General features: G+C 70.4%; 19 protein-coding genes and 1 pseudogene. 10 read left to right on the top strand and 10 right to left on the bottom strand.

The features are described 5' to 3' along the window. Positions 1 to 45: 45 nt before the first annotated feature. The 4 genes from ABZT06_RS29790 to ABZT06_RS29775 all read left to right on the top strand — a co-directional run bounded on the left by ABZT06_RS29790 (position 46) and on the right by ABZT06_RS29775 (position 4,511). A complete protein-coding gene (locus ABZT06_RS29790) occupies positions 46 to 1,056 on the top strand; it encodes a polyprenyl synthetase family protein (RefSeq protein WP_355747544.1) in 1,011 nt (336 codons plus the stop codon). A 270-nt stretch (positions 1,057 to 1,326) separates the two neighbouring features. Next, positions 1,327 to 2,577: a sigma-E factor regulatory protein RseB domain-containing protein gene (locus tag ABZT06_RS29785; RefSeq protein ID WP_355747541.1), complete on the top strand. Its 1,251-nt coding sequence runs from the start codon at positions 1,327 to 1,329 to the stop codon at positions 2,575 to 2,577. Positions 2,578 to 2,611: 34 nt separating this feature from the next. Then, positions 2,612 to 3,616 carry an ABC transporter ATP-binding protein gene (locus ABZT06_RS29780; protein ID WP_355747538.1) on the top strand — a complete coding sequence of 335 codons (1,005 nt, stop codon included), beginning with the start codon at positions 2,612 to 2,614 and terminating at the stop codon, positions 3,614 to 3,616. Further along, positions 3,603 to 4,511, top strand: a complete 909-nt coding sequence (locus ABZT06_RS29775) for an ABC transporter permease (RefSeq protein ID WP_355747536.1) — start codon at positions 3,603 to 3,605, stop codon at positions 4,509 to 4,511. Before ABZT06_RS29780 ends, ABZT06_RS29775 begins: the two co-directional genes overlap by 14 nt. On the opposite strand, the gene ABZT06_RS29770 is transcribed toward ABZT06_RS29775, so the two are convergent. The 3 genes from ABZT06_RS29770 to ABZT06_RS29760 all read right to left on the bottom strand — a co-directional run bounded on the left by ABZT06_RS29770 (position 4,501) and on the right by ABZT06_RS29760 (position 6,971). After that, positions 4,501 to 5,091, bottom strand: a complete 591-nt coding sequence (locus ABZT06_RS29770) for an NAD(P)H-dependent oxidoreductase (RefSeq protein WP_355747533.1) — start codon at positions 5,089 to 5,091, stop codon at positions 4,501 to 4,503. The two genes, ABZT06_RS29775 and ABZT06_RS29770, sit on opposite strands and share 11 nt — an antisense overlap. 95 nt (positions 5,092 to 5,186) lie before the next feature. Next, entirely contained in the window at positions 5,187 to 6,428 is a 1,242-nt protein-coding gene (locus ABZT06_RS29765; protein WP_355747530.1) for an amidase, read from the bottom strand. A 30-nt stretch (positions 6,429 to 6,458) separates the two neighbouring features. Continuing rightward, the gene (locus ABZT06_RS29760) at positions 6,459 to 6,971 is read right to left on the bottom strand and encodes a DUF6668 family protein (RefSeq protein ID WP_355747527.1); all 513 of its coding nucleotides are present in this window, start codon (positions 6,969 to 6,971) and stop codon (positions 6,459 to 6,461) included. Between the two features lie 107 nt (positions 6,972 to 7,078). On the opposite strand from ABZT06_RS29760, the gene ABZT06_RS29755 reads away from it, so the two are divergent. Then, positions 7,079 to 8,572, top strand: coding sequence for a hypothetical protein (locus tag ABZT06_RS29755; RefSeq protein ID WP_355747524.1), 1,494 nt, complete (start codon positions 7,079 to 7,081; stop codon positions 8,570 to 8,572). A 16-nt stretch (positions 8,573 to 8,588) separates the two neighbouring features. Here ABZT06_RS29755 and ABZT06_RS29750 read toward each other — a convergent pair whose 3' ends face one another. The 4 genes from ABZT06_RS29750 to ABZT06_RS29735 all read right to left on the bottom strand — a co-directional run bounded on the left by ABZT06_RS29750 (position 8,589) and on the right by ABZT06_RS29735 (position 12,419). Beyond that, positions 8,589 to 9,539, bottom strand: a complete 951-nt coding sequence (locus ABZT06_RS29750; protein WP_355747522.1) for a M28 family metallopeptidase — start codon at positions 9,537 to 9,539, stop codon at positions 8,589 to 8,591. 175 nt (positions 9,540 to 9,714) lie between these two features. Beyond that, positions 9,715 to 10,167 (bottom strand): VOC family protein, encoded by a 453-nt coding sequence (locus tag ABZT06_RS29745; protein ID WP_355747519.1) that lies wholly within the window; start codon positions 10,165 to 10,167, stop codon positions 9,715 to 9,717. A gap of 252 nt (positions 10,168 to 10,419) precedes the next feature. Continuing rightward, a complete protein-coding gene (gene rarD, locus ABZT06_RS29740; RefSeq protein WP_355747986.1) occupies positions 10,420 to 11,367 on the bottom strand; it encodes an EamA family transporter RarD in 948 nt (315 codons plus the stop codon). 197 nt (positions 11,368 to 11,564) lie between these two features. Beyond that, complete coding sequence (locus tag ABZT06_RS29735) at positions 11,565 to 12,419, bottom strand: SDR family oxidoreductase (protein ID WP_355747515.1); 855 nt, start codon at positions 12,417 to 12,419, stop codon at positions 11,565 to 11,567. A gap of 91 nt (positions 12,420 to 12,510) precedes the next feature. Here ABZT06_RS29735 and ABZT06_RS29730 point away from each other — a divergent pair, with 91 nt between their 5' ends. The 4 genes from ABZT06_RS29730 to ABZT06_RS29715 all read left to right on the top strand — a co-directional run bounded on the left by ABZT06_RS29730 (position 12,511) and on the right by ABZT06_RS29715 (position 14,690). Further along, a complete protein-coding gene (locus ABZT06_RS29730) occupies positions 12,511 to 12,912 on the top strand; it encodes a helix-turn-helix domain-containing protein (protein WP_355747512.1) in 402 nt (133 codons plus the stop codon). 288 nt (positions 12,913 to 13,200) lie between these two features. Then, complete coding sequence (locus tag ABZT06_RS29725; protein WP_355747509.1) at positions 13,201 to 13,698, top strand: DUF6082 family protein; 498 nt, start codon at positions 13,201 to 13,203, stop codon at positions 13,696 to 13,698. A gap of 110 nt (positions 13,699 to 13,808) precedes the next feature. After that, positions 13,809 to 14,039 carry a hypothetical protein gene (locus tag ABZT06_RS29720; RefSeq protein WP_355747983.1) on the top strand — a complete coding sequence of 77 codons (231 nt, stop codon included), beginning with the start codon at positions 13,809 to 13,811 and terminating at the stop codon, positions 14,037 to 14,039. A 153-nt stretch (positions 14,040 to 14,192) separates the two neighbouring features. Beyond that, positions 14,193 to 14,690, top strand: a complete 498-nt coding sequence (locus ABZT06_RS29715; RefSeq protein ID WP_355747506.1) for a DUF6082 family protein — start codon at positions 14,193 to 14,195, stop codon at positions 14,688 to 14,690. A gap of 199 nt (positions 14,691 to 14,889) precedes the next feature. On the opposite strand, the gene ABZT06_RS29710 is transcribed toward ABZT06_RS29715, so the two are convergent. The 3 genes from ABZT06_RS29710 to ABZT06_RS29700 all read right to left on the bottom strand — a co-directional run bounded on the left by ABZT06_RS29710 (position 14,890) and on the right by ABZT06_RS29700 (position 18,824). Further along, on the bottom strand, positions 14,890 to 15,969 hold the full coding sequence (locus ABZT06_RS29710; RefSeq protein ID WP_355747503.1) for a 2-oxoacid:ferredoxin oxidoreductase subunit beta: 1,080 nt from the start codon (positions 15,967 to 15,969) through the stop codon (positions 14,890 to 14,892). Then, positions 15,962 to 17,890 (bottom strand): 2-oxoacid:acceptor oxidoreductase subunit alpha, encoded by a 1,929-nt coding sequence (locus tag ABZT06_RS29705; protein ID WP_355747500.1) that lies wholly within the window; start codon positions 17,888 to 17,890, stop codon positions 15,962 to 15,964. Before ABZT06_RS29705 ends, ABZT06_RS29710 begins: the two co-directional genes overlap by 8 nt. A 274-nt stretch (positions 17,891 to 18,164) precedes the next feature. After that, a complete protein-coding gene (locus ABZT06_RS29700) occupies positions 18,165 to 18,824 on the bottom strand; it encodes a response regulator transcription factor (protein WP_277922183.1) in 660 nt (219 codons plus the stop codon). A gap of 667 nt (positions 18,825 to 19,491) precedes the next feature. On the opposite strand from ABZT06_RS29700, the pseudogene ABZT06_RS29695 reads away from it, so the two are divergent. Next, positions 19,492 to 19,776 (top strand): annotated as a pseudogene (locus ABZT06_RS29695) (hypothetical protein); the annotation flags it as partial.

Genomic DNA, 19,776 nt, shown 5'->3' with positions numbered 1-19,776 from the left:
ATTCCGCATAACCGCCAGAAGACACCAGCAGACAGGAGACCCCTCGTGACCGTCGTCGGGCCGTTCGGGCTGAGCGTGCGGGACCAGGCTCTGGAAGCCGATGTCCAGGCCGGAATGGCGGCTGTCGAGGAGGGACTGCTCGAGGCCACCAAGAGCGAGGTCCCCTTCATCACGGAGGCCGCCCAGCACCTGGTGCGGGCGGGCGGAAAGCGGTTCCGCCCGCTGCTCGTGATGCTCGCCGCCCAGTTCGGTGATCCCTACGCGCCGGGCGTGGTGCCGTCGGCCGTGGTGGTGGAGCTGACCCACCTCGCGACGCTGTACCACGACGACGTCATGGACGAGGCCGAGGTCCGGCGGGGCGTCGACAGCGCCAACACCCGCTGGGGCAACTCGGTGGCCGTGCTGACCGGCGACTTCCTGTTCGCCCGCGCCTCGCACATCCTGGCCGACCTCGGGCCGGAGGCCGTCCGGGTGCAGGCGGAGGCGTTCGAGCGCCTGGTCACCGGCCAGATCCTGGAGACCGCCGGGCCGCAGGACGGCCGGGATCCGGTCGAGCACTACCTCGACGTGCTCGGCGGCAAGACGGGCTCGCTGGTCGCGGTCTCGTGCCGCTTCGGGGCGATGATGTCGGGCGCCGACGAGACGGTCGTGGACGTCCTGACCCAGTACGGCGAGCGCCTCGGCGTCGCCTTCCAGCTCGCCGACGACGTCCTGGACATCGCCTCCGACTCCCACGAGTCCGGCAAGACGCCGGGCACGGACCTGCGTGAGGGCATCCCCACGATGCCGGTACTGCGGCTGCGCGAGCGGGCCGCCCGCCTCGGTCTGGCCGACGACATCGCCCTGTGCGAGCTGCTCGACTCCGACCTCACCGACGACGCCCGGCACGCGGAGGCGCTGGCCGCCCTGCGGACGCACCCCGCGCTGGAGCAGGCCCGCAAGGACACCGTGCGCTACGCCGAGGACGCGCGCGCGGCGCTGGCCCCGCTGCGGGAGTGCGACGCGAGGGCGGCCCTGATGGAGCTGTGCGACGCGGTGGTCCACCGCGCGGGTTAGTGACGAGCGTCACTGCCTGGGCATCGTGTGGCCGTAGAAGCCGGCTCGTCGCCGGTCGCGCCCCCTACGGGTCGTAGGGGGCGCTCGCATGTCGTGTCATACCCCAGGTGTACGCGGAGTTGGCCCCGAGGTCTGACGCATCTTCATGGCCGATTTGGTCAGATGGACACCACGGAAAACACCACTCCTCACCGATTCGGGTGAGAATGGCGGCTACGGGTGGACGCACGGGAGTTGACAGCCGCCGCCGACGACGGAGGTAAGGCACACATGGCACCGTACGAATCCGACGACAGCGTGACCGCCGCGGACGCCGAAGAGCTGCGGTCCGCGCGCCGGCGCAAGGCCGCGCGGTACGTCGTGCCGGCCACGGTGGTGGGGCTCGCGGCGGCGACCATCGGGCTGGTCCCGGCGCTCGCCGACTCCGGCGACCCCGACCTGCCGAAGATCAGCGCACAGGAACTCATCGAGAAGATCGCCGCGTCGGACGTGCAGCAGCTGTCCGGCACCGTGAAGATCACCACGGACCTCGGTCTGCCGGACCTCGGCGGCCTGGAGAGCTCGCTCGGCTCCGCCGCCGGGCCCTCCGGCTCGGGCGACGGCTCCTCCGCCGACCCGTCGACCAAGCTCACCGAACTCGCCTCCGGCACGCACACCCTGCGCGTCGCGGCCGACGGCGAGGAAAAGCAGAAGGTCTCGCTGCTGGAGAACGCGGCCGAATACAGCCTCATCCGCAACGGCAAGGACGTCTGGGGCTACGACAGCAAGTCCAACTCGGTCTTCCACACCACGGCCTCCGAGAGCGACGGGAAGCAGAAGAAAGAGCTCCCGGCCACGCCCAAGGACCTCGCCGAGGACGCCCTCAAGGCCGCCGACAAGACCACGTCGGTGACCGTGCAGGGCACCGCGCAGGTCGCGGGCCGGGACGCCTACCGCCTGGTCATCAAGCCCAAGGACGAAGGCACGACGGTCGGGCAGATCACCGTGGCCGTCGACTCCAAGACCGGTCTGCCGCTGAAGTTCACCCTCACCCCGGCGAGCGGCGGCGCGGCCGTCGTGGACGCGGGCTTCACCCAGGTCAGCTTCGCCAAGCCGGCCGCCTCCACCTTCGACTTCACCCCGCCGAAGGGGGCGAAGGTCGAGGAGGGGGACGCGCCGAAGGCGCCCGGGCACTCCGAGGGCCTCGGCAAGGAGCAGCGCGAGCACCTGGGCAAGGACCTCGGCAAGGGTTCCGCCGGGCTCGGCAAGGCCGGCCCCGAGGGGCTGAACGTCATCGGGGACGGCTGGGACTCCATCGCCACCTTCGACACCGGCGGCCAGGGCGTCCCGTCCGGCTCCGAGGCCGGCGGTGACGTCGGCGGCTTCCTGGACTCGCTCGGCGACAAGGTCTCCGGCGACTTCGGGAAGGGCACCGTCTTCAAGACCCGCCTGATCAACGCCCTGATCACGGACGACGGCAAGGTCTACGTCGGCGCGGTCACCAAGGACGCGCTGGTGAAGGCGGCCGACGCGGCGCAGTAGGTCCCCCGCGGGGCACGACGAATCGAGGGAGCCGATGGACCAGCCGTCCGCCACGGAACCGGATCCGGAGGGGTCGGGTGACGGCGCAGGCGGTGGCGTGGGTGCGGACGGAAGCGTCATCCACACCCGCGCCCTCACCAAGCGCTATCGCGGCGGACAGCTCGCCGTGGACGGTCTCGACCTGACCGTCCCGGCGGGCAGCGTCTTCGGCTTCCTCGGCCCGAACGGCTCCGGCAAGACCACCACCATCCGCATGCTGATGGGCCTCATCGAACCGACCTCCGGCACCGCACGCGTCCTGGGCCGGTCCATGCCGCGCGCCACCCGGGCCGTACTCCCGCACGTCGGCGCGCTCATCGAGGGCCCGGCCCTCTACGGCTTCCTCTCCGGCCGCGACAACCTCGTGCGCTACGACGCCGCGGACCCGACCGCCGACCCGCGCACCCGCAACACGCGCGTGGCGGCGGCCCTGGACCGGGTGGGCCTGGCGGCCGCCGCGGGCAAGAAGGCGAAGGCGTACTCGCTGGGCATGAAGCAGCGCCTCGGCCTGGCCGCGGCCCTCCTCCAGCCCCGCAGACTCCTGGTCCTGGACGAACCGACCAACGGCCTGGACCCGCAGGGCATGCGCGAGATCCGCTCCCTGGTGCGGGAGCTGGCCTCGGACGGCACCACCGTCTTCCTCTCCTCCCACCTCCTCGACGAGATCGAACAGGTCTGCACCCACGCGGCGGTGATGGCCCAGGGCCGCCTGATCACCCAGGGTTCGGTGGCGGACCTGGCGGCGGGGGCGAGGGGGAGGCTGGTGGTGACGACGCCGGACACGGCGGAGGCGGCGAGGGTGCTTAAGGAGCAGGGAGTCGGCGATGTGGTCATCGCCGAGGACCGGCTGACGTCCGACCCTCCGGAAGGCGAACTGGCCGCCGTCAACGCCGCGTTGGTGACGGCGGGGGTACGGGTACGGGGCTTCGGCGTCGAACGTGCCTCCCTGGAGGACGCGTTCGTGGCGCTGACGGGGGAGGGCTTCGATGTCGCAGGCTGAGGTGGGGGCTTTCAAGGGGCGCGGGGAACTGCGCGATCAGCCACAGACGGCCCGCAGCCGCCGTACGACTTTCCGAGCCACCCTCTTCCGCAACGAACTCCACACCACCTTCCGCCGCTGGCGCACCCTCGCCCTGCTCGCCGTACTGGCAGCCGTCCCGATCCTCGTAGGCATCGCGGTGAAGATCGAGACCGGCGGCGACTCCCCGTCCAGCAGCGGCGGCGGACCCGCCTTCATCTCCCAGATCACCAACAACGGCCTCTTCCTGGTCTTCACCGCGCTCGCCGCGACCCTCCCGTTCTTCCTCCCGATGTCGATCGGCGTCATCGCGGGCGACGCGATCGCGGGCGAGGCCAATGCCGGCACCCTCCGCTACCTGCTGGTCGCCCCGGCGGGCCGCACCCGGCTGCTCCTCACCAAGTACGCGACGGTGATGACGTTCTGCCTGGTCGCCACCCTGGTGGTAGCCCTCTCGGCGCTGACGGTGGGGGCCGTCCTCTTCCCGCTCGGCGACCTGACGACGATCTCCGGCACGCAGATCACCTTCGCGGAGGGTCTGGGAAGGGCCCTGCTGATCGCCTTGGTGGTGGCCGCCTCACTGACCGGCGTGGCGGCCCTCGGGCTGTTCGTCTCGACGCTCACGAACAGCGGCATCGCGGCGATGGCCACGACGGTCGGCCTGCTGATCACGGTCCAGATCCTCGACCAGATCCCCCAACTGCACGCTCTCCAGCCGTACTTCTTCTCCCACTACTGGCTGTCCTTCGCCGACCTCATGCGGGAGCCGGTGTACTGGGACGACCTGGTGAAGAACCTCGGCCTCCAGGCGCTGTACGCGGCGGTGTTCGGCTCGGCGGCCTGGGCGAGGTTCACGGCGAAGGACATCACGGCCTGACCTGCTCGTAGGGGAACCGCGCGAGCGGGGCCTCCTGGTCGAAGAAGGTCTTCGCGCGGGCGAGGGCGTCGGTGTCCCGCAGGACGTCACCGGGCTTGCTGCCGTTGCCGAGGAGTACCCCGCCGAAGCGCATGCCCATGTACGCGGCCGAGTTGTTGAGGGTGCCGATGAGCGGGGCGGCGACCTCGGACTCCTCGTGCGCCAGCGCGGTGATGCCCCACAGGGTGCGCCCCGCCATGGTTGCCCTGAACTCGACGCCCGGCGTGCGCAGCCAGCCCGACCAGTGGTCGAGGTAGCGCTTGACGTGCGCGGAGACCGAGTACCAGTACAGCGGGGAGGCGATCACGATGTCCGTCGCCGCGAGCGTCGCGTCGAAGAGCAGGGCCGTGTTCCCGATCGTCGGACGCACGTGGTCGGTGTCGTGGCGGAGGTCCTCGAAGTCGGGCAGAGGATGCTCCGTGAGGTCGATCCACTGCTGCTCGACGTCGGGGGGCAGTTGCTCGGCGGCCCGGCGGGCCATCAGTTCGGTGTTGCCGTCGCTGCGGCTGCTGCCGAGCACGAACAGGAAACGGCGCGTCATGGAGATCTCCCGGCTGATCGGCGTACGTCATTACTCGCACATGCATTACTCGCACATGCATTATATGCGCACGCAAGTATCTGTCCAGGGAAGCCTCAGGCGCAAGCCTGTGCCGCCGCTCCCGCCCGTGCCACCTCCAGCAGCAGTGCCTCGCCGCCGTGCCGGGCCACGAGCTGGAGTCCCACTGGGCAGCCGTCGGGGCCGAGGCCGGCCGGGAGACTGAGCGCCGGGTGACCGCTGAGGTTGAACGCCCAGGTGAGAGCGGTGGAGTAGCGGTCGCCCGGCCCTTCGTGGCCGTGCGGCGGGCAGGGGGTCGTGGGCGTCAGCAAGAGGTCGGCGCCGGCGAAGATCTCGTCGAGCAGGCGGTCGTTGGCGGCCCGGATCCGCTCGGCGTCCCGCAGGTCGGAGCCCGGGGTGCGCAGGGCGAGCCAGGCGGGGGCGGGGTCGTGCAGGCGGGGAGGGGTGCGGGGCCGAGCCGGCCGTACGATCCCGGAATCGGCCAGCCGCCCTACCGCCGCGCGGGCGATCCGGACGATCCCGGGGTCGGGGTCGGCGAAACCGAGATCGGGGGACCAGAGGACGGTGACGGGTGCGGTGGCGGGAGGTCCGGTGCGGTCGCGGTGGCCGTCGTCGTCGCCGGAGACCGCGCGCCAGTAGGCGGTCGCGTCGGCGGCGTGGCGGACCAGGATGCCGGGGGCGGTGAGTCCAGGGCGGGGGGAGGCAGCTCGGGTGGGATCGGTGTCGCTACCGGTGCCGGTGTGGCTGCCCGGGTACTCGGCGCCCCCGCCCCCGGGTTGGCCCCCGCGGCCGGAGTTCGTCGTCTTCAGGCCGATCACCCCGCACCACGCCGCCGGGATCCGTACCGACCCCGCCCCGTCGCTTCCCGTCGCCATCGGGACGAGGCCCGCGGCCACCGCGGCCGCCGAGCCCGCCGAGGAACCGCCCGGGGTGCGGTCGGCACGCCAGGGGTTGACGGTACGGCCGTGAGCGCCGAGCCCCCAGGTCTGCCAGGGAGTTCCGGGACCGGGCACGGAGGTCGCGCCGACGGGTACGCATCCGGCCGCGAGGAGCGGTGCCGCACCGCGCAACCCGTGCCGCCCCTTCACCCCGATCGGCACCCCGGCGAGCGGCAGCCGCTCACCCGCGTCGACGCGGAGGTCGATCTCGCGTGCCCGCCGCAGCCCCTCCTCCTCCCACACCTCGACGAACGCGCACAGCTCCGGATCCACGCGCCGGATCCGCTCCAGGGCGGCGGCGACCACGTCCACGGCCCGCAGCGAGCGCGCACGCACCGTCGAAGCCAGGTCCACGGCGGAGAGGGAGTCGGCTGCCGTCATGTGTCGGTGGCCGTCATGGAGCGGTGGTCGTCATGGAGCGGTGGCCCGCGTGAGCCGGACCAGTGCCTCGGTTCCCCGGGGCGGGGTCCGGTTCAGTTCGCCCAGGCGCCACGCGGGGACCCACGGAACGCGGTACACGTCGACCGTGGACTCGATCTCCCTGACCTGCCGGGCGAGCGGGCGCGGGAGCCGGCCGGGGGCGTCCGCGACGAGGACGACGGCGTCGAGGTCGAGCCCCTGCGGGTGCTCCCCGCGCCGGAAGAGTTCCAGGGTGCGCCGGGCGGCGAGCAGGCCCGAGGCGTGGGTACGGGCGACGAGCAGAACGGAGGCCGGGGCGTCGGGGCCGGGCCAGTCGCGTCCGCTGTCATGACCGCCGTAGACGGCGGCCAGGGTGGAGACGCCGGCGCCGCCGTGCGTGCCCACCCACGCGAACCGCCTCCCGGTCGGGGCCACCGGCCCGCGGATCCAGATCTCCGGCCCCTGCTGCACACTCTCTGCCTCTCGCCACGCGTCGGTCGCCTGTCCGCGCCCCGACCCTGCCATCCCACCCGCCCTCCCCCTCCTGGAACAGGCCTGTGACATCACGGTGACGTGAGAACCGGAGGCGAGCGGAGAGACTCGACAGTACGTGCACGACCGTGAGGGATGAGATGTCTCGACTCAGCCGCGAAAAGAAGCGCGACCAGCAGCGGGGGGCCACCCCGATCGACGTCCGCGTCCCCCTGACGGGTGAGTCCGCGACGGTGGCCGGAGCAGCGGTCACCGCGCCGCCCGGCGAGGACCTCCACCGGACCGTCCTGACCCACCTCCACCAGCTCGCCCTGACCAGCGGCCACCCCGTCCACGCCACGATCCACGACGCCCGCATCGGCTATGTGGTCCCCCTGGAAGTCACCACGGACGGCTCCAGCCGCTTCACCGCGGAGCCGGTACGGATGGCGCCGCCGGAGGGGGCGTCGCGAGACCGTGCCGCCGGGCAGGGAGCGCCCACGGCGATCACGCCTGAGCAGGGAGACTGGCCGCTGCCGTCCGACGCGGGCGAGGAGCCGGCAACGTCGCCCTGGCCGTCCGCGGCCTCCGCCCAGCTCGACGAGCCCGCGCGGGACGACCAGGCCCCCACCTTCCGGCCGCAGGACCTGCCCGAGCCGCAGCCGGCGGACGCCGAACCGTTCCCGACCCAGGTCCTACGACAGCTGCCGGACCCTCAGGCCACCGGCCCGGCTCGGGCTCCGGCCCCGGGGACGGCCGTACCCCCGAAGGGTGAGTTCGGCCCACCACCCGTGATGGACGTGAGCCCGGCCTCCGCCCCGGCCCCGCTGTCACCGACCGACCTCGCCTACTCGCCCAGGCCCCTGCCACAGACCCGCCCGGCCCCGACGCCGACCGCGCCGCGGTCCGGACCGGCTCGTACGCCTGTCCCGCCGCCGTCGAGTGCCGCTGCGCCGGCCCCTCAGGCTCCGCCCCCCGGCCCCGGACCCGTTCCCGAGCCCCTGCCCCTGCCGACGGCCGGTTTCGCCGCCGTCGTGCCCCAGCCGCTTCCGTCGGCCTCGCCCGCGCCGCGGCCCGCCGCCCCCCTCATCGACCCGGTCCCCCTCCTGGACGATCCCGGTCCCCAGCCGACGCCCGTACGAGGGTTCGACGCCGTGGCCGAAGCCGTCCTGGGGGAGGGGCTGGTGGTCGACGAGAGCGCGGTGCTCGCGGAACCGGTCGGGCGGATCAGCGAGGCGGTGCGGGAGGGGCAGACGGACGCGGCCGCGGAGTTGGCGGAGCGGGTCGTCGGCGAGGCGTCCGAGACCCTGGGCGCCGAACATCCTGACGTACTGCGGGTGCGCGAACTCGCCGCCTACATCGCCTACTTGGGCGGCGAGCCGGTCCAGGCCGCGGAGATCTCCCTCGACCTGGCCGGCATCCACCACCGCGCCGGAGACACCGAGGCGGCCTACGGCAACGTGCAGAGCGCGGCCACCGCGTGGAAGGCCGTACGGGATCCGCTGCGGGGCCTGGCCCTGGGGCGTGATCTGCTCACCCTGTGGACGGACCTGGCCGCCGGAGAGGGTCCGGCGGCCGAGGACCCCGACAAGCTGGAGTCGGCTCGCGCCCGGATGCTCCGCCTCGCGGAACGCGCCCGGAACGCCGAGGGGTAGCCCAGGAGAAGGCGCGTTACCGCGACAGCTCCCACACCGCGTACGCCACCGCGTCACTGTTGCGGTCCAGGGCCGTGTCGTCGATGTTGGCCGCGGTGTCGCACGACGCGTGGTAGCAGCGGTCGAAGGCCAGCCCCGAGGTACCGCCCCACTTGGCCGCCTGCGCCGCCGTCTTGACGTAGTCGGCCCCGCTGAACAGCCCGCCCACCGGCACGCCCGCGTTCTTGAACGGCGCGTGGTCGGAGCGGCCGTCGCCCTCGGTCTCGATCTCGGTCGGGACGCCGAGGCCGGCGTAGTACGCCTTGAAGGTCTTCTCGATGGCCGGGTCGTCGTCGTAGACGAAGTAGCCGGGGTTCGGCGAGCCGATCATGTCGAAGTTGAGATAGCCGCTGATCCGTGAACGGTTCGCCGTGGACAGGCTGTTGACGTAGTACTTCGACCCGACCATGCCCAGTTCCTCCGCGCCCCACCACGCGAATCTCAGATGCTTGGTGGGGTGGTAGCCGGCCCGGGACACGGCGAGCGCGGTCTCCAGGACGGCCGCCGAACCGGAGCCGTTGTCGTTGATGCCCGCGCCCGCCGTCACGCTGTCGAGGTGCGAGCCGGACATGATCACCTGGTTGGTGTCGCCGCCCGGCCAGTCCGCGACCAGGTTGTAGCCGGTGCGGCCGGAGGACGTGAACTGCTGGGTCGTCGTGGTGAACCCGGCGGCGTCCAGCTTGGCCTTCACATAGTCGAGCGAGGCCTTGTAGCCGGTGCGGCCGTGCGCGCGGTTGCCGCCGTTGGCGGTGGCGATGGACTGGAGCTGGGTCAGATGCGCCTTCACGTTGGCCACCGGGATGTCCGGGGCCGCGGCCACCGCGGGCTGTCCCGCGGGGGCCGCGCCGGCTATGGATCCGCCGGTCAGGAGGGAGACGGTGGCGACGACGGCGGTGGCCGTGACGCGTCCGGGAACCGAGAGCTTCATGTGGGGGGGCTCCGAATTCCGTGGGAATCCCTGAAGGCACAGGGATTCCACAGCGAATGGGTGCCTGGATGGTGAAGCTGAGGTTGACTTACCGTCAAGGGCGGAATCCGGTCAGGGGTGTTCGTATACCGGACCGCAAGCGATCAACCGGAGATCAGAAGGGATCGGCCGGGGATCAGTGGACGCAGAATTCGTTCCCTTCCGGATCCGCCATCACCACCCACGCCCCCGACGGTTCGCTCACCTCGCGCAGCACGCTCGCCCCGAGCCCCGTCAGCCGCTCCACCTCCGCCGCGCGTGTGCCCTCCCCGGGGTGCAGGTCGAGGTGGAGCCGGTTCTTGACGGTCTTCGGCTCCGGCACCCGCTGGAACAGCAGCCGCCGCCCGAGCCCCGTCCCGCTGTCCTTGTCGTACGGGTCGTCCGGATGCCGTACGGCGACCAGGTCCCGGAAGGCCAGCCGGGCGTGATACTCGACGGTGGCCTCGCGCGGCAGCGCGCCGAGCTCCAGCAGCCGCTGGATCAGGGCGTCGTTGTCCTCGGTCTCGTAATGCAGTGCGGCGGCCCAGAAGTCGGCCTGGGCGTGCGGGTCCTCGGCGTCGATCACGACTTTCCAGTGCACGGGTGTCATACCGTCACTTATAGCGGCGACCACTGACAGCGTCCCCGCCCACACTCCCTCGGCGCCTCGGTCCGGGTCGCCGGCGAGCGGATCATCGCGCGCAGGGTGCCATGGATCGGGGGCAGGTCGTACGCCGGTCGAGGCCGTCGGCTCCAGCGCGATTCGGTGAAGCGCACCGCCGGTTCTCCGGCAGGGCGACGACGGGGGGACCACACGGCGACCAGTTCGGCTCGGCGACCCGGATCTCGGCGGTGACGGCGTCTACGGCCTGGGCACAGGGAAGTCCAGCGGCTCCGGACCCGAAGCCAGGCTCTCCGCCTTCCGTACGGCGCCGACCGTGCCCGTGGTCAGGGTGGTGCCGGGCCTGCCGGTCTCCCGCCTGAGCGTCCGCGCGGTGCGCAGGGCGTTCCAGGTGAGCAGCGTCAACGCCAGCCAGACCAGCGCGAACCCGGCCCAGCGCTCGGGAGGCATGGCCTCGTGGAAGTAGAAGATGCCGAGCAGGAACTGGAAGACCGGGGCCAGGTACTGCAGCAGCCCCAGCGTGGACAGCGGCACCCGGATCGCCGCGGCGCCGAAGCAGACCAGCGGGAGCGCGGTGACGACGCCGGTCGAGGCGAGCAGCGCCGCGTGCCCCGGCCCCTCGGCCCTGAAGCTGAGGTCACCCTGGTGGCTGAGCCACAGCAGATACCCGAGCGCGGGCAGGAACTGGATCGCGGTCTCGGCGGCCAGCGACTCGACCCCGCCGAGGTTCACCTTCTTCTTGACCAGGCCGTACGTGGCGAAGGAGAAGGCGAGGGTGAGGGAGATCCACGGCGGCCGCCCGTAGCCGACGGTGAGCACGACCACCGCGGCCGCGCCGACCCCGACCGCCAGCCACTGCACACGCCGCAGCCGCTCCTTGAGCAGCAGCACCCCCATCGCGATGGTGACCAGCGGGTTGATGAAGTACCCGAGCGAGGCCTCGACCACATGACCGCTGTTGACGGCCCAGATGTAGACGCCCCAGTTCACGGTGATGACGGCGGCGGCCACGGTGACGAGTGCCAGCCTGCGCGGCTGCCGCAGCAGCTCCCCGGCCCAGGCCCAACGCCGTACGAAGACCAGCGCGGCGGCGACGAAGACGAGCGACCACACCATCCGGTGGGCGAGGATCTCCGCGGCCCCGGCGGGCTTGAGCAGCGGCCAGAACAGCGGGACGAGCCCCCACATCCCGTACGCGGCGAAGCCGTTCAGCAGACCTATGTGCCGCTCGCCCCTCGACTTCACGGACTCTCCTCCTCGCACTGTCCTCGCCCGCACGAAGGTAACGCCGAGCACCCCCGACTGTCATGCCCGTATCGCTATACGGTCATGACAGCCGGGGGTGCAGCGCCCGAGGGCACGCCGGGGGAGTGGTCGGCGGAGAGTCAGCCCTTGAGCGCGGCCTCGATCGACGCGGCGATCGGGGTGGCCGGACGGCCGGTGAGCCGGGCCAGGTCGCCGGAGGTGACGACCAGCTCGCCCTTCTCGATGGAGGCGTCGACACCGGCGAGGATCGCGGCGAAGGGGGCGGGCAGCCCGGCACCGGTCAGGATCTCGATGTAGGCCTCGACCGGGACGGCGTTGTAGGCGATCTCCTTGCCGGTCTGCTTGCTGAGCTCGGCCGCGTACTCGGCGAAGCCCCAGGGCTCGTCGCCGCCGAGCTCGTACGTCGTGTTCTCGTGCCCCTCACCGGTCAGTACGGCGACGGCGGCGGCCGCGTAGTCGGCGCGCGAGGCGGTGGAGACACGGCCGTCACCGGCGGCCTGGACGACCGCGTTGTACTCCAGGACGGGGGCGAGGTTCTCGGTGTAGTTCTCGTTGTACCAGCCGTTGCGCAGCAGCGAGTAGGGCAGGCCGGAGGCGAGCAGCGCCTTCTCGGTGGCCCGGTGGTCGTCGGCGAGCGCGGCGGTCAGGGTGCCGGGGGCGCTGGTGTAGGCGAGGAGCGCCACGCCCGCGGCCTTGGCGGCGTCGATGACGACCTGGTGCTGGGCGGGGCGGCCCTTGTCGAACTCGTTGCCGGAGATCAGCAGCACCTTGTCGCCGGCCGCGAAGACGCTGCCGAAGGTCTCGGGGCTGTTGTAGTCGGCGACGGCTATCCGCACGCCCTTCGCCGCGAAGTCGGCGGCCTTCTCCGGGGTGCGGACGACGGCCGTGATCTGCTCGGCCGGAACCTTCTCCAGCAGCTGCTCGACGACGTGACGGCCGAGGTGTCCAGTGGCTCCGGTGACGACGATGCTCATGATGTGCGATCTCCTTGTGGGGTGCGGTGGTACTAACCATAGGGGATGCGCTAACTCTGCGAAAGTACCCACTTTGAAGTAAGGTACTGGCATGACGGTAAGTACTGAACAGATCCTCCCGGAGGCGGCGACGGGCGAGGCGATGTGCCCCCACCGTCTCGTCCTGGAACACGTGACGAGCCGCTGGGGCGTTCTGGTCCTGATCCACCTCCTCGACCGCCCGCACCGCTTCAGCGAACTCCGCCGGGCGATCGGCCGGGTGAGCGAGAAGATGCTGACCCAGACCCTCCAGACCCTGGAGCGCGACGGCCTGCTCCACCGCGACGCCAAGCCGGTGATCCCCCCACGGGTGGACTACTCCCTGACCGACCTGGGCCGGGAGGCAGCGGAACAGGTACGGGGCCTGGCGGAGTGGACCGCGCGGAGGATGGGGGCGGTGCAGGAGGCGCGGGAGGGGTATGACGCGCGGAAGAGGGGCTCTGAGCAGGATTGATGCGGGTGTAGCGGGCTCACTGTACGAATGCGGACGGCGCGTGCTGGGCACATACATGTCAGGGCGTTAGCTGGCATGAACCCATGCGCCCCCTCTCCGCCTCCCGCGCCGACTTGAGTCGCCCGGCATCCTGGGGGCGGGGCAATGTGCCCACCCGCGCGCCGGTCCTCGTGCCGCCCACGAGACCACCTACCGGCAGCCGGACGCCTGACCCGGGGGTTCGCATTGGCCACACAGAATCCGGATGCGCGCAGTATCGGTTCTGCAGCGAGGGCGAGGACCGGCCGGGTGCGCACCCCCTACCCGCGACGAGCCTGGCGTCGGCGCCAAGAAGAGCTAGCCCTGGAACTGCTACGTGAGGTCACCCGCCTCGCCGAGGAGATCCGGAACGCCAACCTGATACAGCATCACCGCATCGTCGCGGCGCAGGTGGACCACGCTATGGCGGACCCTGCGCTGGCAGCAGCCATGAGCACGCTCGACAGCCTTACGGACGCCAAGCGGCGGCAAGTGTTGTTCGCCAACCGTGAGTACGGCGCGGTTCTGCTGGGGCACCGCATCGGCGTCTACGGCTGGAACGAACTGATCGGCCACTTGCGCATCTTGGCCCGGAACCGCGTGTTCAAGGAGTACTGGGAGATGACGGTCGAGCACCGCCGGAGTCTTCCAAAGGGGACCCTTGAGGCGAAGGTGGGGAAGGCGGTTGACGTGATCCTGGAGGAACTCGCCGAGGACCCTGACGAGTGGTGGGTTGTCGGTATGGGAGCAGACAGTCCAGCCGGATGATTCCGCGTGCCTTGGGGTAGGGTTTTTCGTTTGGGGCTGAGGGGCCCAGAGTTGGGGCCTGTTAGGAAGAGGTCACCTCAGTGCCAAGCAAAGAGTTCCGGTCCGGTCACATCACTCGCCGCCTCGGGGACCCGCCCTGCCAGCGAGGATCGGTGACGGGCGAGTCATGCCCGGACCTCTTCGAATTGAGCGACGGTGACTTCGCAGTGATCGGCACCGACCGGACCGAGGAGCTGGACGCGTTGCTTCCGGCGGACGCCTCCCGAGCCGACTACGAACGCATTGTCGTCATCACCCGCGACACGCTCCTGCGTGCCAAGAGGGATATCCCCGACGCGTGAAAAGTGAGGGTCTGGGTGCTTTGCCTGAGGCACATGGTATCCGGGCCCTCAGCTTGCGCGGGTACGACGGTTGACGCACCCCCTTTCCGCTTCCCGCTCCGGCTTGCACGCTGGAGGCGGGATGCGTTGGCACTCGTCGGATCGGGGTGGGGCATGACCGTGCCAAGCCAAGAAAAGTTGTTGCAGGAGCTGCTCCAATCGCTCATCCAGCAGCTTGGTCGTATGGCGGACGGATACGACAGGGTTGCGACGGAACTGCACCGGGCGAACTTGATCCAGCTGCGAGGCTTCTTCCTCAAGCGCTTGGATCGCGCGATCGACGATCCGGTGCTCGCGGACTCGCTGAGCACGGGCGAATATGCCAACCTGCCCGATGAGAAACGTCGCCAGATGCTCAACGCGAACGCACAGTACGGGCTTATTCTGCTGGCTCACCAGATCGGATCCATCGACCGGAGCGCACTCCTGGGGGACTTGAAGATCCTTCGCCGTAGTCCGAACTTCGCGGAGTACTGGGAACGCACAGCAGCCGCGCGCAGTTGCTTGGCTCCGGAATCCTTCGAGGCCCGGGTCGGCCGGGCCGTCGACGCCATCATGGACGAACGTCCCGAAGACCTCGAAGAATGGTGGGTCGTAGGTCCGGACGATTGAGAGGTCCAGGGGTGGCGTGCCCGAAGCGTGGCCCGATCTGACCGGACCTGCTCGAGCTGAGCGACGACAACTCCGCTGTCATCGGCACTGACGTCACTGCCACTTTTCGCTCATTCGCGCCAAGCACGTGACCTCACCACATGACGCGCAGAGGGCCCGGATGCCGTGCTGTACCCGGGCCCTCGGTGTTTTGTCCCTGTCAGCCCACCACGGTCCAGGTGTCCCCGCCCGCCAGCAACGCCCCCAGATCCCCCTTGCCGTTCTGCTCGATCGCCGCGTCCAGCTGGTCCGCCATCTGTGTGTCGTACACCGGACGGTCCACCGACCGGAACACCCCGATCGGGGTGTGGTGGAGGGTGTCCGGGTCGGCCAGGCGGGACAAGGCGAAGGCTGTCGTCGGGGACGGCGAATGCGCGTCGTGGACGAGGATCTGCGACTCGTTCGACGGCGTCACCGGCACCACCTTCAGGTCACCCGTCGCCACGTCCCGCACGACCCCCTTGGACAGGTCGGCCCCGAAGCGGATCGGCTGCCCGTGTTCCAGGCGGATCACCGCCTCCTCGGCCTGCTGCTTGTCCTTGAGGGCCTCGAAGGCGCCGTCGTTGAAGATGTTGCAGTTCTGGTAGATCTCGATCAGCGCGGTGCCGGGGTGGGCGGCCGCCTCCCGCAGGACCGAGGTGAGGTGCTTGCGGTCCGAGTCCACCGTCCGCGCCACGAAGGACGCCTCCGCGCCGATGGCGAGTGACACCGGGTTGAAGGGGGCGTCCAGCGAGCCCATCGGCGTCGACTTCGTGATCTTGCCGACCTCGGACGTGGGGGAGTACTGGCCCTTGGTCAGCCCGTAGATCCGGTTGTTGAACAGCAGGATCTTGAGGTTGACGTTGCGGCGCAGCGCGTGGATCAGGTGGTTGCCGCCGATGGAGAGGGCGTCTCCGTCACCCGTGACCACCCACACCGACAGATCCCGGCGCGAGGCCGCGAGGCCCGTCGCGATCGCCGGTGCCCGCCCGTGGATGGAGTGCATGCCGTACGTGTTCATGTAGTACGGGAACCGCGACGAGCAGCCGATCCCCGAGACGAAGACGATGTTCTCCTTGGCCAGCCCCAGCTCCGGCATGAAGCCCTGCACGGCGGCCAGGATCGCGTAGTCACCGCAGCCGGGGCACCAGCGGACTTCCTGGTCGCTCTTGAAGTCCTTCATGCTCTGGCGCGCCTCGGCCTTGGGGACGAGCGAGAGTGCCTCGATCGCGCCCGTGCCTTCCGTGGACGTCTCAGCCATCGATGGCCTCCTTGAGAGCCGTGGCGAGCTGTTCGGCCTTGAACGGCATGCCGTTGACCTGGTTGTAGCTGTGCGCGTCGACCAGGTACTTCGCCCGGACCAGCGTGGCGAGCTGCCCGAGGTTCATCTCCGGGATGACGACCTTGTCGTACGCCTTCAGCACCGCGCCCAGGTTGCGCGGGAAGGGGTTGAGGTGGCGCAGATGGGCCTGCGCGATCGACTCGCCGGCCGTGCGCAGACGTCGTACCGCCGCCGTGATGGGGCCGTACGTCGATCCCCACCCCAGCACCAGCGTGCGTGCCTCGTGCGGATCGTCCACTTCCAGATCCGGTACGTCGATCCCGTCGATCTTGGCCTGTCGGGTACGGACCATGAAGTCGTGGTTGGCCGGGGAGTAGGAGATGTTCCCGCTTCCGTCCTCCTTCTCGATGCCGCCGATGCGGTGTTCGAGGCCGGGCGTGCCGGGGACGGCCCAGGGGCGGGCGAGGGTCTGCGGGTCGCGCTTGTAGGGCCAGAAGACCTCGGTGCCGTCGTCCAGGGTGTGGTTCGGGCCCTGCGCGAACTGCACGGTCAGGTCCGGGAGTTCGTCGATCTCAGGGATGCGCCAGGGCTCGGAGCCGTTGGCGAGGTAGCCGTCGGAGAGCAGCATCACCGGCGTGCGGTACGTCAGCGCGATCCGGGCCGCCTCCAGTGCCGCGTCGAAGCAGTCGGCCGGGGTGCGGGGGGCGACGATCGGCACGGGCGCCTCGCCGTTGCGCCCGAACATCGCCTGCAGCAGGTCCGCCTGCTCGGTCTTGGTGGGCAGACCGGTGGACGGCCCGCCTCTCTGGATGTCGATCACGAGGAGCGGCAGCTCCAGCGAGACCGCGAGGCCGATGGTCTCCGACTTCAGGGCCACGCCGGGCCCCGAGGTCGTCGTCACCGCGAGTGAGCCGCCGAAGGCCGCGCCCAGTGCCGCGCCGATGCCGGCGATCTCGTCCTCGGCCTGGAAGGTCCGTACCCCGAAGTTCTTGTGCTTGCTCAGCTCGTGCAGGATGTCCGAGGCCGGGGTGATCGGGTACGAGCCCAGGAACAGCGGCAGGTCCGCCTGGCGGGACGCGGCGACCAGTCCGTAGGACAGGGCGAGGTTCCCGGAGATATTGCGGTAGGTGCCGACCGGGAAGGCCTTTGTGGCGGGCGCGATCTCGTAGGAGACGGCGAAATCCTCGGTCGTCTCGCCGAAGTTCCAGCCCGCCCGGTACGCCGCCAGGTTCGCCTCGGCGATCTCCGGCTTCTTCGCGAACTTCGTCCGCAGGAACTTCTCCGTGCCCTCGGTGGGCCGGTGGTACATCCACGACAAGAGGCCGAGCGCGAACATGTTCTTGCTGCGCTCGGCCTCTTTGCGACTGAGGTCGAAATCCTTGAGGGCCTCGACGGTCAGCGTGGTCAGGGGGACCGGATGAAGGCTGTAACCGTCGAGCGAGCCATCCTCCAGCGGCGAGGCCGCGTACCCCACTTTCTGCAGCGCCCGTTTGGTGAACTCGTCCGTGTTGACGATGATCTCCGCACCGCGCGGCAGATCGGCGATGTTGGCCTTGAGGGCGGCCGGGTTCATGGCCACGAGCACGTTCGGCGCGTCACCCGGCGTGAGGATGTCGTGGTCGGCGAAGTGGAGCTGGAAGGAGGAGACGCCCGGCAGGGTTCCGGCAGGGGCCCGGATCTCGGCGGGGAAGTTGGGAAGGGTGGACAGGTCGTTGCCGAAGGACGCCGTCTCCGAGGTGAAACGGTCACCGGTGAGCTGCATCCCGTCACCGGAGTCGCCCGCGAAACGAATGATCACCCGGTCGAGGCGGCGGACGTCCTTCACGCCGGCCTCTTTGCGCTGCTCTCCTACGACGGCTTCGTCGGCCTGCTCCGCTGGGCTGCTGACCTGACTGGTCACTGAACTGGACCTCCCTCGAGGCGGCTGTTCGGGAGCGGCCTTCCCGCAGGCCTTCCCAGGATCAACCCTACGACCGCGGGGGTCGCCTTCCCTCGGCCATTCGCATGATGAACGTGGTTTTGCGACGTTACAAAGCAGTGACTTGTCACGATTTACCCGCCCCCCGGCGCTTTCCTCGAAGACGCTCCCTCATCCTTCTTTGGTTCTCGGTCCCGGTGGCCCCTCCGGTCCGTCCGCCGACCGTCGTGCCGATATGTGACACGGTGTCAGATGATCATGAGTTCAGGTAGGTGAGCACCGCGAGCACCCGACGGTGGTCCCCGTCGCTCGGAGACAGCCCGAGCTTCAGGAAGATGTTGCTGACGTGCTTCTCCACGGCTCCGTCGCTCACGACGAGCTGCCGCGCGACCGCCGAGTTGGTGCGTCCCTCGGCCATGAGTCCCAGGACCTCCCGCTCCCGAGGAGTGAGATGGGCGAGCACGTCCTGCTTCCGGCTCCGGCCCAGCAGCTGAGCGACCACCTCGGGGTCGAGCGCGGTACCGCCCTCGGCCACCCGCACCACCGCGTCCACGAACTCACGCACCTCCGCGACCCGGTCCTTGAGCAGGTACCCCACCCCGCGACTGGACCCGGCCAGCAACTCGGTGGCGTACCGCTCCTCCACGTACTGCGACAGTACGAGTACCCCGAGTCCGGGATGTGCCTTGCGCAGTTGTACGGCGGCTCGCACGCCTTCGTCCGTATGCGTCGGAGGCATCCGCACGTCGGCGACCACGACGTCGGGCAGCTCGCCCTGGGCGTCCAGCTCACCGATCGTCTTGATCAGTGCCTCCCCGTCGCCCACACCGGCCACGACGTCGTGCCCACGGTCGGTCAGCAACCGGGTCAGGCCCTCCCTCAGCAGCACTGAATCCTCGGCGATGACCACCCGCACCCTGTCCTCCACGACTCTCGGCCCCCCAGCCCACTGCCTGTCCACGGCTGAACAAGTCCAGCATTCCAGCATTCGGATGCGGGCGGGTGTGGGCAACGGGATTAGGCCCCGAGAATCCGAACAAAGCCGCGAAAACGGGGGGTCGCCCTCGGGATCCGGCCAGGTTGGGGGCAAGGGGCGCTGTGGGCGGGGAGCCGCTGGCCTTTCGTGGAGGGTGGGTGCGCCGGGGTTTCTGGGGGAGGGGGTGCGCCGGGGTCGCTGGGGGAGGGGGGGTGCGCCGGGTCTCTCGCGAGCGCGGGTGCGCCGGGTCTCTCGCGGAGGGCAGGCGGGCCGGGGTCCCCGGCGGAAGGGCAGATGTATCGGGGTCCTTTGCGGAGGGCAGGCGGGCCGGGGTCCCCGGCGGAAGGGCCAGGTGCTTCGAGGGGTCCCTGGCGGAAGGGCCAGGTGCTTCGAGGGGTCCCTGGCGGAAGGGCCAGGTGCTTCGAGGGGTCCCTGGCGGAAGGGCCAGGTGCTTCGAGGTCCCTGGCGGAGGGCAGGTGTGCCGGGTCGCGCTCCCGGAGGGCGGGTGCGCCAGGCATCTCGCGCGGGCACAAGTTTTTGCCGAGGACGGGGGCGCTGGAGCCCTGGTGGGTGTCGGGCTTTCTGGGGGTGTTGGATCCCCGGCGGGGTGTCGGACTCCCTGCGGACGTCGGACTTCCTGCGGGTGCTGGATCCCTGGTGGGCGTCGGGCTTTCTGCGGGTGGCGGAGCCCTGGTGGGTGTCGGGCTTTCTGGGGGTGCTGGATCCCCGGCGGGTGCCGGATTCCCTGCGGGTGCTGGATCCCGGCGGGGTGGCGGATCCCTGGTGGGTGTCGGGCATTCTGCGGGTGGCGGAGCCCTGGTGGGTGTCGGGCTTTCTGGGGGTGCTGGATCCCCGGCGGGTGCCGGATTCCCTGCGGGTGCTGGATCCCGGC

The sequence above is a fragment of the Streptomyces sp. NPDC005483 genome (genome assembly GCF_040606035.1).
GTDB lineage: Bacteria > Actinomycetota > Actinomycetes > Streptomycetales > Streptomycetaceae > Streptomyces.
The sequence above is the reverse complement of the archived record's forward strand: the minus strand, read 5'-3'. Positions and strand labels throughout refer to the sequence as shown.

Excerpts from the sequence above, each read along its gene's own strand:
- ABZT06_RS29735 (WP_355747515.1), bottom strand. The coding sequence starts at position 12,419 with ATGAGCATCGTCGTCACCGGAGCCACTGGACACCTCGGCCGTCACGTC.
- ABZT06_RS29750 (WP_355747522.1), bottom strand. The coding sequence starts at position 9,539 with ATGAAGCTCTCGGTTCCCGGACGCGTCACGGCCACCGCCGTCGTCGCC.
- ABZT06_RS29770 (WP_355747533.1), bottom strand. The coding sequence starts at position 5,091 with ATGACGCGCCGTTTCCTGTTCGTGCTCGGCAGCAGCCGCAGCGACGGC.
- ABZT06_RS29745 (WP_355747519.1), bottom strand. The coding sequence starts at position 10,167 with ATGACACCCGTGCACTGGAAAGTCGTGATCGACGCCGAGGACCCGCAC.
- ABZT06_RS29780 (WP_355747538.1), top strand. The coding sequence starts at position 2,612 with ATGGACCAGCCGTCCGCCACGGAACCGGATCCGGAGGGGTCGGGTGAC.
- ABZT06_RS29760 (WP_355747527.1), bottom strand. The coding sequence starts at position 6,971 with ATGGCAGGGTCGGGGCGCGGACAGGCGACCGACGCGTGGCGAGAGGCA.
- rarD (WP_355747986.1), bottom strand. The coding sequence starts at position 11,367 with ATGTGGGGGCTCGTCCCGCTGTTCTGGCCGCTGCTCAAGCCCGCCGGG.
- ABZT06_RS29765 (WP_355747530.1), bottom strand. The coding sequence starts at position 6,428 with ATGACGGCAGCCGACTCCCTCTCCGCCGTGGACCTGGCTTCGACGGTG.
- ABZT06_RS29710 (WP_355747503.1), bottom strand. The coding sequence starts at position 15,969 with ATGGCTGAGACGTCCACGGAAGGCACGGGCGCGATCGAGGCACTCTCG.
- ABZT06_RS29730 (WP_355747512.1), top strand. The coding sequence starts at position 12,511 with ATGACGGTAAGTACTGAACAGATCCTCCCGGAGGCGGCGACGGGCGAG.
- ABZT06_RS29785 (WP_355747541.1), top strand. The coding sequence starts at position 1,327 with ATGGCACCGTACGAATCCGACGACAGCGTGACCGCCGCGGACGCCGAA.
- ABZT06_RS29755 (WP_355747524.1), top strand. The coding sequence starts at position 7,079 with ATGTCTCGACTCAGCCGCGAAAAGAAGCGCGACCAGCAGCGGGGGGCC.
- ABZT06_RS29715 (WP_355747506.1), top strand. The coding sequence starts at position 14,193 with ATGACCGTGCCAAGCCAAGAAAAGTTGTTGCAGGAGCTGCTCCAATCG.
- ABZT06_RS29775 (WP_355747536.1), top strand. The coding sequence starts at position 3,603 with ATGTCGCAGGCTGAGGTGGGGGCTTTCAAGGGGCGCGGGGAACTGCGC.